General features: G+C 45.0%; 15 protein-coding genes. 8 read left to right on the forward strand and 7 right to left on the reverse strand.

Translation table 11 applies throughout. The features are described 5' to 3' along the window. The first annotated feature begins 2 nt into the window (after positions 1 to 2). Genes purS through crcB form a run of 5 tightly spaced genes read left to right on the forward strand, consistent with a single transcriptional unit; the run spans position 3 to position 3,095 of the window. Positions 3 to 245 (forward strand): phosphoribosylformylglycinamidine synthase subunit PurS, encoded by a 243-nt coding sequence (gene purS / locus Q8O20_RS01460; RefSeq protein WP_294893637.1) that lies wholly within the window; start codon positions 3 to 5, stop codon positions 243 to 245. Beyond that, complete coding sequence (gene purQ / locus Q8O20_RS01465) at positions 242 to 916, forward strand: phosphoribosylformylglycinamidine synthase subunit PurQ (protein ID WP_305529690.1); 675 nt, start codon at positions 242 to 244, stop codon at positions 914 to 916. The genes purS and purQ overlap by 4 nt, the downstream gene beginning before the upstream one ends. Then, a complete protein-coding gene (locus Q8O20_RS01470) occupies positions 913 to 2,064 on the forward strand; it encodes a hypothetical protein (RefSeq protein WP_305529691.1) in 1,152 nt (383 codons plus the stop codon). The genes purQ and Q8O20_RS01470 overlap by 4 nt, the downstream gene beginning before the upstream one ends. Beyond that, entirely contained in the window at positions 2,045 to 2,740 is a 696-nt protein-coding gene (locus Q8O20_RS01475) for a 1-acyl-sn-glycerol-3-phosphate acyltransferase (protein ID WP_305529692.1), read from the forward strand. Before Q8O20_RS01470 ends, Q8O20_RS01475 begins: the two co-directional genes overlap by 20 nt. Then, entirely contained in the window at positions 2,709 to 3,095 is a 387-nt protein-coding gene (crcB, locus tag Q8O20_RS01480) for a fluoride efflux transporter CrcB (RefSeq protein ID WP_304742571.1), read from the forward strand. The genes Q8O20_RS01475 and crcB overlap by 32 nt, the downstream gene beginning before the upstream one ends. On the opposite strand, the gene Q8O20_RS01485 is transcribed toward crcB, so the two are convergent. From Q8O20_RS01485 to Q8O20_RS01500, 4 genes are all read right to left on the reverse strand, one after another. Then, positions 3,087 to 3,659 (reverse strand): ATP-binding cassette domain-containing protein, encoded by a 573-nt coding sequence (locus Q8O20_RS01485; RefSeq protein ID WP_305529693.1) that lies wholly within the window; start codon positions 3,657 to 3,659, stop codon positions 3,087 to 3,089. The genes crcB and Q8O20_RS01485 overlap by 9 nt on opposite strands. Beyond that, positions 3,656 to 4,888: a glutamate-5-semialdehyde dehydrogenase gene (locus Q8O20_RS01490; RefSeq protein WP_305529694.1), complete on the reverse strand. Its 1,233-nt coding sequence runs from the start codon at positions 4,886 to 4,888 to the stop codon at positions 3,656 to 3,658. The genes Q8O20_RS01485 and Q8O20_RS01490 overlap by 4 nt, the downstream gene beginning before the upstream one ends. Positions 4,889 to 4,975: 87 nt before the next feature. Beyond that, positions 4,976 to 6,856: a molecular chaperone DnaK gene (dnaK, locus tag Q8O20_RS01495; RefSeq protein ID WP_305529695.1), complete on the reverse strand. Its 1,881-nt coding sequence runs from the start codon at positions 6,854 to 6,856 to the stop codon at positions 4,976 to 4,978. Positions 6,857 to 6,877: 21 nt separating this feature from the next. Next, a complete protein-coding gene (locus Q8O20_RS01500; RefSeq protein WP_305529696.1) occupies positions 6,878 to 7,417 on the reverse strand; it encodes a nucleotide exchange factor GrpE in 540 nt (179 codons plus the stop codon). Positions 7,418 to 7,584: 167 nt separating this feature from the next. Between Q8O20_RS01500 and Q8O20_RS01505 the strand changes: the two genes are divergently transcribed. From Q8O20_RS01505 to Q8O20_RS01515, 3 genes are read left to right on the forward strand one after another with little or no spacing between them, the layout of a single operon-like run. Next, positions 7,585 to 8,982, forward strand: coding sequence for a DASS family sodium-coupled anion symporter (locus Q8O20_RS01505; protein ID WP_305529697.1), 1,398 nt, complete (start codon positions 7,585 to 7,587; stop codon positions 8,980 to 8,982). Next, positions 8,979 to 10,241, forward strand: coding sequence for a hypothetical protein (locus Q8O20_RS01510; RefSeq protein ID WP_305529698.1), 1,263 nt, complete (start codon positions 8,979 to 8,981; stop codon positions 10,239 to 10,241). Before Q8O20_RS01505 ends, Q8O20_RS01510 begins: the two co-directional genes overlap by 4 nt. Continuing rightward, positions 10,241 to 11,617, forward strand: coding sequence for a pentapeptide repeat-containing protein (locus Q8O20_RS01515; protein WP_305529699.1), 1,377 nt, complete (start codon positions 10,241 to 10,243; stop codon positions 11,615 to 11,617). Before Q8O20_RS01510 ends, Q8O20_RS01515 begins: the two co-directional genes overlap by 1 nt. On the opposite strand, the gene Q8O20_RS01520 is transcribed toward Q8O20_RS01515, so the two are convergent. Genes Q8O20_RS01520 through Q8O20_RS01530 form a run of 3 tightly spaced genes read right to left on the reverse strand, consistent with a single transcriptional unit; the run spans position 11,618 to position 14,915 of the window. After that, a complete protein-coding gene (locus Q8O20_RS01520) occupies positions 11,618 to 12,193 on the reverse strand; it encodes a ComF family protein (RefSeq protein ID WP_305529700.1) in 576 nt (191 codons plus the stop codon). It abuts the gene before it with no gap. 2 nt (positions 12,194 to 12,195) lie between these two features. Further along, positions 12,196 to 13,986: a translation elongation factor 4 gene (gene lepA, locus Q8O20_RS01525; protein WP_305529701.1), complete on the reverse strand. Its 1,791-nt coding sequence runs from the start codon at positions 13,984 to 13,986 to the stop codon at positions 12,196 to 12,198. Beyond that, positions 13,986 to 14,915: a ribose-phosphate pyrophosphokinase gene (locus tag Q8O20_RS01530; protein WP_305529702.1), complete on the reverse strand. Its 930-nt coding sequence runs from the start codon at positions 14,913 to 14,915 to the stop codon at positions 13,986 to 13,988. Before Q8O20_RS01530 ends, lepA begins: the two co-directional genes overlap by 1 nt. Positions 14,916 to 14,962: the final 47 nt, after the last annotated feature.

Here is a 14,962-nt window from a genome sequence, read left to right on the forward strand (position 1 = left end):
GAATGAAAGCAATCGTAAATGTATTTTTGAAAAACGGAGTTCTTGACTCTCAGGGTAAAGCGGTACAACACGCCCTCTCAGGTCACGGTTTTGACAGTGTCAAAGATGTCCGTGTCGGCAAACAAATCATTATTGAGATGAACGAATCAGACGCAGCACTCGCTAAAGAGAAAGTTGCCCATATGTGTGAAGAGCTTCTTGCCAACACCGTTATCGAAGATTATGAAATTGAGATCCAAGCATGAAAGTCGGCATCATCCAATTTCCGGGGACAAACTGTGAGTACGATACCCAGCATGCGTTTGCCGCATTAGGGTGTGAAACACAAATTCTTTGGCACAAAGAAGAGTCTATCCCCTCTGACATGGATTTGGTAGTAGCTGCCGGGGGATTTAGTTATGGAGATTATCTCCGAAGCGGTGCCATCGCAAAAATGTCTCCGATTATGAAAGCACTTAAAATATACGCGGAAAATGGAGGAAAAGTACTCGGTATCTGTAACGGGTTTCAAGTACTCACCGAAACCGGTCTCCTTCCGGGTGCCTTGAAACGTAACGAAGGGCTCCATTTTATCTCGCGTCATCATCATCTAAAAGTGGTCAATAACGACAATGACTTCCTCCGCCATTGTGCAGTTGATCAAGTGGTCAACATCCCTATCGCACACCATGACGGGAACTTTTACATTGATGCCGCAGGTTTAAGTGAGCTTTATGCGAACAATCAAGTCCTCTTGAAATATACCGACAGCTCAGGAAACATCGATAATCCTAACGGATCGGTTGACTCAATTGCCGGCATTTGCAACAAATCTAAAAATGTCTTTGGTCTTATGCCCCATCCTGAACGTGCGATGGAAATGCTTTTAGGCTCAGATGACGGTCGAGCTATGCTTGAAGGGTTCATAAACGCTTGAAAACACTAGCCTTTTTCTTTCTTTTTATATCGCAGGTACTTTATTCTGAGCCCTCCGTTCTCACCGAGCAAGCGCCTGCGACAGGCGAAGAGGTAACACCAGCGACAGTAGAAAATGCTTCAGAGATAGATACTCTTTTCTCCGGAATATCCTCATCAGGGCTAACCCTTCAGTTTACAAATCTTCCGGAACACCCTTATGTCGGTGAAATCGTTGCCCTCAACGTTAAACTCACTCCCGTCGATGTCGCATCAGGAAATATCGAGTATACCCTTCAAAATGAGGAGGGCATTCGGATTTTCAGCGATACCCCGCGGCGTAGTGTCAAAGATGACGGTGTTTATGATACCTTCTATTTCTTAGTTCAGTCATCCGCCATTAGATTCCCGGATATTACCGCAACAATTACTTCAACAGGAACAACATCGCAGACGCTAACAGGAACCACACTAAGTGCTACAACACTGAGTCCTCCTTCAGGCTTTGCCAATATTCTTGCCGAAAAATTTGAAATTATTAATTACAAAACGACCCCATATAACAATGAGAGCAATGTTCTTATATTTACGGCAAAAGCGACTCGATGTAATATCAGTGACTTTAGTGTTCCTAATGCGATAAAACAAGGGTTTGAATCTAAACTCTCTAATGTCGGCGAATCGCAAATGACCTACTATGTGATTATCCCCAATAGTGAACAAAACATCAATTTCTCTTTTTTCAATCTCAAAAAGCAACGCTATGAATCCTTAACAATCCCTATCGTTGTGGATGACGATACCGTCTCGACGGGACAAAGTGATCTCTCTCCGACCGATGCACGTCATACAGAGCTCAAAGTAGGTGCTGCTGCCGTTACCGTCTTTATTTTCTTTGCTCTTTTTTACTGGAGACGGGAAAAATGGTATTTATATCTTTCCGCTGTTCCGATGTTCTACATTGTCTATGCATTGCTTCCAAATCAAAATATCTGTGTCAAAAAAGATGCTCCTATTTATTTGCTTCCGATTAAAAACGGAACCATTTTTGAGATGACCCTTCAAGAAGAACATTTGGAAGCAGAAAAAGAGGTAGGTGAGTTCGTTAAAATACATCTAAGCAACGATAAAGTCGGATGGGTGAATCAACGTGATCTTTGCTCGAATTAAGTGGCTTTATGCGGTAATCGTCATCTTCAGCGGAATGACGCTGATGATCGCGACGTTCTATCTTCTCCCGAAACCTTATGCCGTTAAATTTTCGGCATGGTTTATCCGTCTTCTCGTCTTTGTCCCCGTCCGTGTTAAAGGGACTCCCGATCCCGATGCCCAAATGTATTTAATTAACCACCAAAGTGATATCGATATCGGCGTTATGGAGACGATCAGTACCAAAGATTTGGCTTGGGTCGCCAAAAAAGAGCTTTTCAATGTCCCGTTCTTCGGACTGGTTGTCCGTCTTCCTAAGGACATCGCATTAGAGCGAGAAAGCAAAACTGCCCTCGTCAAACTGATCAAAGACTCCAAAGACCGACTCGATCACGGGCGTGTTATAACTATCTTCCCTGAAGGAACCCGTACCGAAAGCGGAAAAATGAAGCCGTTTAAAGCAGGGGCTAAAATGGTCGCTGATAAATTCAGCCTCAAAGTCCAACCCGTTGTCCTCATTGCCACCGCATGGCATTTCAGCAATAAACGCAAAGACTTTAACCCCGGAACGATTACCGCGATCTATCTGGACCCTTTTACCGCCGATAAAAGCAACCCGGAATGGCTAAATGAAACCCGTGATCTAATGCAAAAGGTATATGATGATGAGTTGGCAAACCATCCTCGCTATCGGTAGCGGTGCCTTTTTAGGTGCGGTTCTTCGTGCCTATATGAACGGTGTTGTTAACCATCACTTTCCCCACTCCCTCCCTTTTGGAACGCTCTCGGTTAATCTGCTGGGGAGTTTTATTATCGGTGCCCTATTCGCCTATTTCAGTTACACGACACTCTTTAGCGTTCACATGAAGTCATTTCTTACTACCGGTTTTTTGGGAGGTCTCACCACCTATTCAACCTTTGCCATGGAGACGTTTTTATTGCTAAGCGGCGGCCATTTGCTTATGGCGGCGGCAAACATGGCACTTAATACTTTCGGAACGGTTTTGATGGCTGCTTCGGGATATTATCTCTTCAAAAACACTCTATCCTAACGTCACGATTTCATCGGCACACCACGTTGCCAAATCATGATCGTGAGTAATCAACAATACACCCATCCCCTGAGCGTGTTGTACAATCAGTTTCATAATATCGAGTTGATTCAGATTATCGAGTGCCGAAGTCGGCTCATCCAGAAGGAGCAGTTTCGGCTTCATCAATAATGCCCTCAAAATAGAACATCGCTGCAGCTGTCCACCTGAGAGTTTATGAGGAAGCGTATCCAAATGAGACTCTTCCAACCCCATCTGATCCAAGAGCTTCTCTACTCCCTCCATCGATGTCACTTCCGCAATTTGTTCACGTACCGTATAGGTAGGGTGAAACGAGCTGTAAGGGTCTTGAAACACCTGAGAGAAGGATAATGATCGAATAGAACCTGATGAGGGTTTACGGTGCCCTAAAATAAGCTCAAACAGTGTCGATTTTCCGACACCGCTAGGGCCTACGATAGCTTTAATCTCCCCCTCTTTGAGAGAGAGTGAAAAATTATCGAATATTTTTATATCTTTACTATATCCAAAAGATATATTTTCGATATCTAAAATGGGTTTCAACGAATCTGACCTTTTCCGTACACTTTGAATTTGTAGGTCGTCAACCCCTCAACACCCATCGGTCCGCGCGCATGGAGTTTGTTGGTACTGATCCCCACTTCGGCACCGAATCCGAATGCACCTCCGTCGGTAAATCGGGTGGATGCATTGACGTACACTGCCGCCGCATCAATAGCGTCCATAAACCGCTCAGAGGTCGTGATGTTTTCGGTGATGATCGCTTCGGAGTGCCCTGAGCCGAAACGGACGATATGACTGATTGCCCCATCGACTCCGTCAACGATACGGATATTGAGGATATTTGCCAAATACTCCGTATCAAAATCCTCCTCGGTTGCGGGGGCTACACTGATAATTTCACGGGTTTGATCACACCCTTTAAGCTCTGTATGGGCTCGATCAAACGCCTCTTTTAGCATCGGTAGGATATGTTGCGCAATCGGCTCGTCTACGAGCAGCGTCTCCATCGAGTTACACACACCCGGACGCTGAACTTTCGCGTTGAGCGCAATGGCTATCGCATTTTCGATATTCGCGTCTTTATCGATATAGGTGTGACACAGTCCTTTGTCGTGTTTGACGACGGGGACACTCGAATTTTGGCTCACAAATCGGATCAAAGCTTCTCCCCCGCGCGGAACGATCAAGTCAACGTAGCGATCCATTTTAATGAGTTTCGCTACCCCCTCACGCGTCGCATCGGGCAAGAGTGCTATCAATTCTTTCGGGAGGTTGTTACGCAATAGAACCTGCTGTAAGACATCGGCAATGACCTTGTTAGAATGCTCCGCCTCTTTTCCCCCTTTGAGGACACAACCGTTCGAACTTTTAAAACAGAGTGCGGCCGTATCGGAGGTGACATTCGGACGGGATTCGTATATGATCCCGATCACCCCGATAGGGATGCTCACTTTCTCGATTTTTAGCCCCGCTTCGGTGACCCATCCCTCGATCACTTTTCCGATCGGATCTTTGAGCGCGGCGATCTCTTCAATCGCTACTGCCATCGACTCAATCCGTTTTTCATCGAGCAATAATCGCTCTTTCATTGATGGAGCTATGTCGTTTTCATCCGCACTGCGCATATCGAGGGCATTGGCTTCAATGATATTCATCGTGTTGGCACGAAGGGATTCGGCCATCTCGCGAAGGATTCGGTTACGCTCGTTTCCGCTCATCGTCGCCAAAATGCGGCTGGCAGATTTTGCTTTTTCTAAAAAATGTTCCATGATAGTTCCCTTTTAATTAGGGATATTATAACAAATGAGGATTAAGAAGGAGAATTTCCCCCTTAGGGGAAAAGAGGAGAGATGCAATTACTCGATTTCAGCGTCGATGACGTCGTCATCTTTTTTCGCTGATGAAGATGCAGCAGCTTCGCCGCCTTCATTTTGTTTGTACATTTGCTCTGCCATTTTGTGGCTCGCATCTGCCAATTTTTTGGTCGCCGCTTCGATCTCTTCTTTGGTAGCATCGGTATTTTTCAACACTACTTTCAATTCTTCGAGAGCTGTTTCGATCGCAGCTTTTTCAGTTGCATCGATTTTGTCTTCCATCTCTTTGAGAGATTTTTCGGTTTGGCTAGCAAGTGCATCGGCTTGGTTGCGAAGATCTACGATCTCTTTACGTGCCGCATCTTCAACTTTGTGAGCTTCCGCGTCTTGAACCATTTTGTTGATCTCTTCTTCACTCAATCCTGAACTTCCGGAAATCGTGATAGACTGAGATTTACCTGTCCCTTTATCGGTCGAGCTAACAGTTAGGATACCGTTGGCATCGATGTCAAACGTTACTTCGATTTGAGGTACACCGCGTGGTGCGGCAGGGATACCGGTAAGCTCGAACAATCCGAGAGATTTGTTATCGCGGGCGAACTCACGCTCACCTTGACCTACAGAAATACTAACCGCTGGTTGGTTGTCTTCCGCAGTCGAGAACACTTGCGATTTTTTAACCGGAATAGTAGTCCCTTTTTCGATGATTTTTGTCATTACGCCGCCGAGAGTTTCGATCCCGAGTGACAATGGAGTAACATCGAGAAGAAGTACGTCTTTAACGTCTCCGCGAAGAACTCCACCTTGGATAGCGGCACCTGCTGCAACGACTTCATCCGGATTTACCCCTTTGTTAAGAGTTTTTCCGCCGAATTCATCGGATACCATTTTTTGTGCGATTGGAAGACGAGTTGATCCACCGACCATGATAACTTCGTTGATTTCCTTGTTGCTAAGGCCTGCATCTTTCATCGCTGTTTTGATATGGCTGATCGTCTCTTTAACGAGAGTATCGATCATCCCCTCGAATTTCGCACGGGTCAATTTCACAACTAAGTGTTTAGGACCTGATGCGTCTGCGGTGATAAACGGAAGATTGATCTCTGTTTCTTCTGCTGAAGAGAGCTCTTTTTTCGCATTTTCAGCCGCGTCTTTGAGACGTTGAAGCGCCATTTTGTCCGCTTTGAGGTCGATTCCGTGATCGGATTTGAACTCATTTGCGAGGAAGTCAACGATTTTATTATCGAAGTCATCCCCACCGAGAAACGCATTACCGTCGGTTGAAAGAACCTCGAAAGTTCCCTCAGAGATTTCAAGAACCGTAACGTCGAATGTTCCGCCCCCTAGATCGTAAACGAGAACTTTTTCATCCCCTTTAGAATCCAAACCGTATGCAAGCGCAGACGCAGTAGGCTCGTTGATGATACGAAGAACGTTAAGACCTGCAATCGTTCCCGCCTCTTTGGTCGCTTTACGCTGTGCATCATTGAAGTACGCAGGAACGGTAATAACCGCATCGCTTACCGCTTGTCCGAGGTAGCTCTCTGCATCCGCTTTCAATTTTGAAAGGATTTTAGCCGAGATCTCTTGTGGCGTATAGATTTTACCCGCAACGTCAACCGCAGCCATACCGTTTTTATCGACGATTTTATAGGTAACTTTGTCGTGCGCCTCTTTTGCTTTCTCTTCGTTCATCATAAGACCCATGATACGTTTGACCGAGTAGATCGTTTTATCCGGATTTGTGATCGCCTGACGTTTTGCAGGATCACCGACGAGGATTTCCCCTTTATCAGTAAATGCTACTACGGAAGGAGTAGTGTTTTTTCCCTCTTTATTCGGGATAATTTTTGCTTCGCCGCCTTCATAGACTGCAACACATGAGTTTGTTGTTCCTAAGTCGATACCAATAACTTTTGACATAATATATTCCTTGTTTTAAATTTAGTTTGCAATTACGACCATTGCATCCCGCAATGTTCGCTCTTTATATCGAAACCCTTTTTGAAAAGTGTTTACGATAGCTCCGCTCTCATGAGCATCACTGTCCACACGCTGTACTGCGTTATGAATATCGGGATTGAACGGTTCACTCTCATCGACAGGAGTTACCCCGTGTTTTTCGAGAACGCTTAAAAGCTGTTTCATCGTGAGTTCAACACCCTCTTTGAGCTTTTCAAGTAAAACATTTGCATCTGCTTCGATAGCCGTTGCGCCGATTGCCATAGAAAGCGAATCGACCACGGGGATCAAATCTTTTGCAAATTTTTCGTTTGCGTACTCTAGCGCTTGATATTTCTCACGCTCAAGACGTTTTTTGATATTGTCGAAATCGGCATGTACGCGAGCGTACTTGTCTTTCAACGACGCTAATTCAGCCGTAATAGTTTCTAATTCGCTCATACTCTCAACGACTGCTTCCTCACCCTCTTGGAGGGCTGGTTGTTCATCGTTGATCACTTCTTCATTTACTTCGTTTGACATAAGTTTATACGACTCCTTTTTTGAAATCCGGTGTTATTATAATGAATTGAGTCACCTGTTGTCAAGGGGTGTATGAATATTTTTATGCAAAATAGTTGAGTCTTATACTATCAACTATAAAAAGCCCCCTAAAATGCTATAATAAGAACCGCTATAAAGGGGACAATGTGAATATCAAACGGTTTTATCCTCCGCTATTATTGTTGCTCTTTGCACTAGGTGTGTGGTTTACCCCCCCTCCCCTCTCTATTTCCCTATCAACGTGGCATCTTTTTACGATCTTCATCACCACTATCGGTGCTATTTTATTTAACATCCTCCCCATCATTGCCGCTGCTATCATAGCCCTTGCAGTCAGTGTATTGGCGGAAGTCATTGAGCCTGCCAAAGCCTATGCGGGATTTTCGGAGAGCTTTATCCTCCTTATCGTTGCGGCATTTTTGGTTTCCCATGCCGTCCACAAATCAGGGTTAGGAAAACGGCTCTCTTTGCATATTATCCGTAAATTCGGACATTCGACTCTGGGGTTAGGATACAGTGTTATCGCCACCGATATCCTTATTGCCCCCGCGTTTCCGAGTAATACCGCCCGAAGCGGAGTCCTCTACCCCATCGTTTATGGTCTCGCCCATGACTGCGGTTCAAAAGTTGGAGATAATACCCATCGCAGAGCGGGTAGCTATCTGATGATGACTTCGATGGCCGGACTCACCATCTCCTCGGGTCTATGGCTTACGGCTATGGCGGTCAATCCTGTGGGAGTGGGAATTGCGGCGAAGATGGGAATCCATATCACGTTTGGCAGCTGGCTTTTGTACGCGATTGTTCCGACCCTGATCGCGTTTGCCCTCATCCCGTGGATGCTGTATCGTATCTACCCCCCGGAAATGAAAGAGACCCCAGATGCCCCTCAAAAAGCCGCAGTTGCGTTGGAGCATATGGGGCGCATCAGCCGTAACGAGTGGATCACCGCCGGCGTCTTTGTCTCAATGTTGACCCTTTGGGCGCTCTCAGGGATATTTCCTATCGATAAAGCAGCGGTTGCCTTCGGAGGGTTGGGGATTTTGATGGCGACGAGAGTATTCGGGGTCGATGATTTCAGAAGTCAAGGAGAAGCACTCAGCACCCTCATCTGGTTTGCTATTCTCTTCGGTCTCTCTACCCAACTCGCCGAACAAGGGTTTATGAACGCCATCGCCGAACACTTTACTCACTACTTAGGAGGGCTTTCATGGATGTGGGTCTATCTTGTATTAATCACAATTTATGTGTTGATCCACTACCTCTTTGTCTCTCAAAGTGCTCACCTTTTAGCATTGTTCGGTATCTTTTTAGCCATCGGTGTCCAATCGGGCGTACCGGGAGAGTTGATGGCGATGATGCTGCTGTTTGCCACCAACTTTAATGCCACGATTACCCCGCAAGGCTCATCGTGCAATGCGATCTATCTCAGTTCCGGCTACATCAGCGCCCGTGATATCTATATCTACGGCGGTGCAGTGACACTCCTGACCTTTCTCATTTTTATCCTTATCGGTACGCCGTGGATACTGGCTCTCGCATGAAACGTATTCGCAACTTTCACCACACTATGCCGGGAAGAGTACTCCTCTTTATTCTCGGCTTAATCGTAGTTCTCGCATTGCTCCTCTTCACTCCGGTGGGGAACCGCATCATGAGCCCTATCGTCGAGAAATCACTCACCTCAGCACTCTCAACGCCAATTCAAGTTCAAGAGTTTTCCCTCACCTATAACCGTTTTCAACTCGTTATCCAAGATCGCTTTGGCAATACCCTCTCCACCCAAGGGGGCTTTTCACTGCTGACACTCCGAATGTATGCTCATTACCGAATTGAGTGTTTTGAGAACAACGGATTCAATCCTATTTCTCAGCCGTTTAAAACAGAAGGCTCCCTCAGCGGCGGTATTGCTTCTTTCACTATTCACGGAACCGGAGATATCTTCGGAGGCAATCTTCTCTATCAAACAGAGCTCCACCGCTTTCATCTCGCCTCTCTCCATCTCAAAATGGAGGAAATCAACTATCAAAAGCTTCTCCATCTGCTTGACTACCCCTCCAAAACCGAGACTTTGCTCAGCGGTGAAATTACATTAAAAGGGTTCGATCAACGTGACATAGAGGGAGACATTGTCCTCAACACCAAGACCGAGCACTTTACACCGACCCCGATTTTGGAAGATAGCAACGGATCGTTCACTCTTAAATCGTTTTTAGCAGATCCTGACGGGCAGATAAGACCTTTTCATGTAAAAGTGATACTTGACGCTTCGTTAGAGCACGCCGGAGTTTTAGAGCAGTTTGTCGGTATCCCCTTAGCCGGAGCCTTTAAAGTGAAAGGGAGAATCGAAGGGGATGAAAAATTCTTACGTCTGCGCGCCTCTAGCGATGTTGCCCGGAGTGATACTTCCCTTACGATTCTTATCCCCGAGCTGGAGCCCTCTTCCATCATCTTTGATCTCAAAGGGGGAGATGCCGAGCAAACCTTTGGACTGTTTGCTACCCCCTCGCCTATACAAGGAGAACTTTCTGCCTATGCGGAACTCAAGGCCAACAGCGGACACATTAACATTGCTATACTCAATGGGGTAACGATCCCTAACACGTTAAAGCAGCACTATCAGATCACACAGCCTCTCATTCACTTTGATGCGGATGTCAGTGCCGATATAACAAAAAAAGGGGTTCATTACCAAGCCTCCTTCACATCTGATTTAAGCCGCATGGAGATCGATGCTACGACTACCCACGATCAAATGCTTCGAGAACTTTTAAAGAGTATTCCGAAGAATAGGACAAAATAGTGGCTAATTGCTCATCAAAAAACTACACTATCAAAGAATTGTGTAAAGCTGGTATGATCAATCAAGCAGAACTTGATATCCTTTTTGAAGACAAAAAAAGTTGGTACACTATATCCAATGGAAAAGAAGATTGGGATAATTCAAAAGATAAAATAACTGAATTCACTTCTGCATTTAGCAAAGTCTTATCTTACATGAAAACTCAAAAAATGGATTTGCGCTATATCCATTTCCCACACTTTGATATTGATAAATACAATCTAAATGATAATAGTGTAATTTTCTCAAAATGTATCTTTGAAGGTGCATCTTACTTTGCTGGCATCAGGTTGGGAGCTAACAGCCAATTTTTCAAAACTATATTTAATGGTGAAGTTGATTTTAGTCATGCAATATTCACTGGTTATGTTAATTTTAATGAAGCTAGTTTTGCAGGTGAAGTCTTTTTTTATCAAAGTACATTCAATGGTAATGTTGATTTTAATCAAGCAACGTTCAAAGATGATGTCGATTTTTCAGAAACTCAATTTGATCATCAAGCTTCTTTCAAGAAAACAATATTTTGTAATTACGCTAACTTTGAAGGAGCTACCTTTGCTAAAAAGTTCTCCTTATATAATGCTAAAATTAAAAAATTCAATTTACTTAATACTTTTTTTGATGATACAAATCTTTTAAATATATCTGCATACAATAATGACCTAGAAAATGGCAAAGTACTTACAAAAGATAACTTTGTAAACAAAGAAACAGCAAGACTCATCAAAGGTCATCTTGACTCCCATAATAACATCACTGAGTCTAATAAATATTTTGCTCTCGAACAAGAACTCTATTTCGATGAACTGAAAGATCCAAATTCTACTGAACCAAATCGATGGCAAACAATCACAACTCTTTTTTTAAATAAATATGTCTCTCATTTCGGTACCGACTGGCTAAGATCACTTATAGTGCTTATCCTCTTTGGATATATTGTAATGATCGGATACATGGCATTTGACCATATTGGATGGTTAGTGGATGACAAAGATAAAAGTGTCATTCATTTTAACTTGTATCAGTATCTTCCACTTACATTAACAATGATTTCAGGTTGGGGTTTTCTATACCGCTACACTTTTACTAAAGATATTTATCTTATTCTTATAGCTATTCCATTTATAGTCTTGGCTTTTTTCATAGCAGATGCTAATAATCTTGAAATACGAACTTTCACCAATTACATTGTTCAAATCACCAACCCTATCGGCGCATTCAAAGATGTTGAGCTATACAAAGGAATCGAGTTTTACGCCACCATCGTTCGAATCACAATCGCAGTCATGATCTATCAATTCATCGTAGCATTTCGGAATAATACTAGACGCTCTTAACTATTTATTCTCCGCATCGGTGAGGGTGAGGCAGAGGATCACTTTTTTACCGTTCGTATGAAGTACCTCAGAGGCTTCGCTAAGAGTTGTCCCCGTCGTGACGATATCATCAACCAAAATGACCTCATTTTCCGCAAATGATGTATATCGAAACTGCCGAGGATTCAACAGCCTCTCTTCGGCGCTTTTACCCGCATATTTATGGTGATTCGTCGCGCGAAGTTTTCCATACTGGGGGGTAATGTTTGGAGATTTTAATGCACGGTTTAACACCGCCGTATGAGAGTAGCCGCTTAGTGCATGATCGTCGATGCCGAGGGAGGCGACACGATTTTCGTACTGCCACTCTTTTGCGAATGCCCCGAATGCACACTTCGCTAAAATCGTATAGATGTAGTATCCGACATCGGTATGTTTGCTCAGTAGCAGCGGTTCGATATCGTTGTAGGGAAAAAAGGAGTAGACGGGAATATTCCCAAGAATTTTGCGTTTATGGAGTTGCGGAGTTAGCAGAGAATCTCGACACGCGGAGCAGATATGTGAGAAGCTAAGCCGCTCGCACATCATGCAACGCATAACTAGTCCATTTTGAGGACGGACATAAATGCCTCTTGGGGAAGCTGAACTTTCCCGATCGCTTTCATCCGTTTTTTACCCTCTTTTTGTTTGTCGAGGAGTTTACGTTTACGGGAGATATCCCCGCCATAACATTTGGCGGTAACATTTTTACCCATCGATTTGACCGTCTCGCGGGCAATAACACGATTACCGATACTCGCTTGGATCGCCACTTCGAAAAGCTGACGCGGGACAATCTCTTTCATGTTCGTAACCAATGCTCGGCCGCGCATATCGGCAGACGTGCGCGGAACGATAACGCTGAGGGCATCGACTACATCTCCCGCCACACGAACATCGAGTTTGACCAAATCACCCTGACGAAATTCGATAGGATCGTAGTCGAAACTCGCGTATCCTTTCGACGTTGATTTGAGTTTATCGTAAAAATCAACGACGATTTCGTTCATCGGCATGACATAGATGAGCATGACGCGTGTCTCATTGAGATACTCCATCTTCTCTTGCATGCCCCGTTTATTGGTCAAAAGGGTGATCACATTCCCCAAATAATCGGTCGGAACGATCACCGTTGCTCGAACATACGGCTCTTCGATTTTCTCGATCGTTTGCGGCTCAGGAAGTTCACTCGGATTTTGGACTTCAATCATCGTTCCATCGGTCTTGTAAACTTTATAGATAACGGACGGTGCGGTTGCGATAAGATCGAGATTAAACTCCCGCTCTAGTCGCTCTTTAACGACCTCCATGTGAAGCATCCCCAAAAAGCCGACACGGAACCCAAAGCCTAGAGCAACCGATGTTTCCGGCTCATAACTGAGGCTACTGTCGTTGAGTTTGAGTTTATCGAGAGCATCGCGCACCGCTTCAAACTCATCGGTATCGATAGGGTAAAGCCCCGCAAATACGAACGGTTTAGCAGGGGCATATTCACCCACCGGTTCACGCGTCGGATTTCGTGCATCGGTAATCGTATCGCCGACACGGATAGATCCCACCTCTTTAACCCCCAAGATCACAATCCCGATCTCTCCGGCTTTGATCGCTTGCGTTTTTTGGCGACGAAGCGGGTGAGGGTACATCAACTCCAGCACTTGATGGTTTTCATCATTGTGCATCAGCTTAATCATCTGCCCCATTTTGATCTCACCATCAAACACACGTACCAGTGCCATAGCCCCTTGATACGCATCAAACCATGAATCGTAAATAATCGCTTTGGTCGTAGCGGATGGGTCACCGCTAGGTGCAGGGATACGATCGACGATCGTATCGATCAGTTCACGGATACCGACCCCTGTTTTGGCTGAAATCATCACCGCATCGGTGGCATCGATCCCGATGGTTGTTTCAATCTCCTCAGCTACCCGTTCCGGCTCTGCGGCGGGGAGATCGATTTTGTTGATAACGGGGATGAGGGTGAGGTTGTTTTCCATCGCCATATAGACATTCGCGATGGTTTGTGCCTCAACCCCTTGTGCCGCATCGACAATCAGTAAGGCTCCGTCAGACGATGCAAGTGACTTACTTACTTCATAGCTAAAATCGACGTGGCCCGGAGTATCTATCAGATTGAGGATGTAATGCTTGCCCTCTTTAACGTAATCAAGACGAACACTTTGGGCTTTAATCGTAATCCCGCGCTCTTGCTCGATATCCATCGTATCCATCATCTGTTTACTAAGCTCACGGTCACTGACTGCTCCGCACTCTTGGATGATACGGTCGGCTAACGTACTTTTACCGTGGTCAATGTGGGCAATGATTGAAAAGTTGCGAATATTATCCATTAGCTGAACAAACTGTTGACACTTTCATTATGATAAACACGACGAATGACTTCGGCGAAGAGAGGGGCAACACTTAAAACCTTGACTTTATCGCTTTGACCGCGAAGAACTAAGGTATTGGAGATGACAAGTTCATCAAGCTCACCGTTGTTGATATTCTCATACGCGTTTCCGCTGAGAACACCGTGAGTAGCACAGGCCATAACCGATGTTGCACCCCGTTTTTTCAAAGCAGCCGCCGCTTTAACCATTGTCCCTGCCGTATCGACCATATCATCGATCATAATGATATCTTTACCGGCAACGTCACCGATGATGTTCATCACTTCCGACTCGTTCGCTTTTTCACGACGTTTATCGACGATAACCATATCTAGACCCAATTTTTCGGCAAAATAACGTGCGCGCGCTACCCCGCCGATGTCCGGAGAAGCAATAACAGGATTTGAGAGATTTTTAGAGCGAATGTACTCTTCAAAAATAATCGCCCCGTAGAGGTTATCGACCGGGATATCGAAGAATCCTTGAATCTGACCTGCGTGCAAATCGATCGTCACGACACGGTCGATCCCCGCTGTTTCGAACATATCGGCAACAAGTTTCGCGGTGATAGGGACACGAGGAGCCGCTTTACGGTCTTGTCGTGCATATCCGAAATACGGAACAACCGCTGTGATTGAGTTAGCAGATGAGCGGCGAAGGGCATCGGTCATAATCAACAATTCCATCAAATTATCATTCGATGGTGCACCCGTTGATTGGATGATAAAAACATCGCGTCCGCGAACACTCTCGGAGATTTGAACGTTAATCTCTCCGTCACTGAAACGTTTGATTAGAGCTTTGGAGAGGGGAACATCGAGGGTTCTGCACACTTCCGCCGCAAACTCGGTACACGCTGAACCGCTGAAAATTTTATATCCGCGCATGGGTCTTCCTGTTGCCTATAAATTATCGCGATTATAGCAACCTATCA

This window comes from Sulfuricurvum sp. (genome assembly GCF_030691015.1).
Taxonomy (GTDB): Bacteria; Campylobacterota; Campylobacteria; order Campylobacterales; family Sulfurimonadaceae; genus Sulfuricurvum.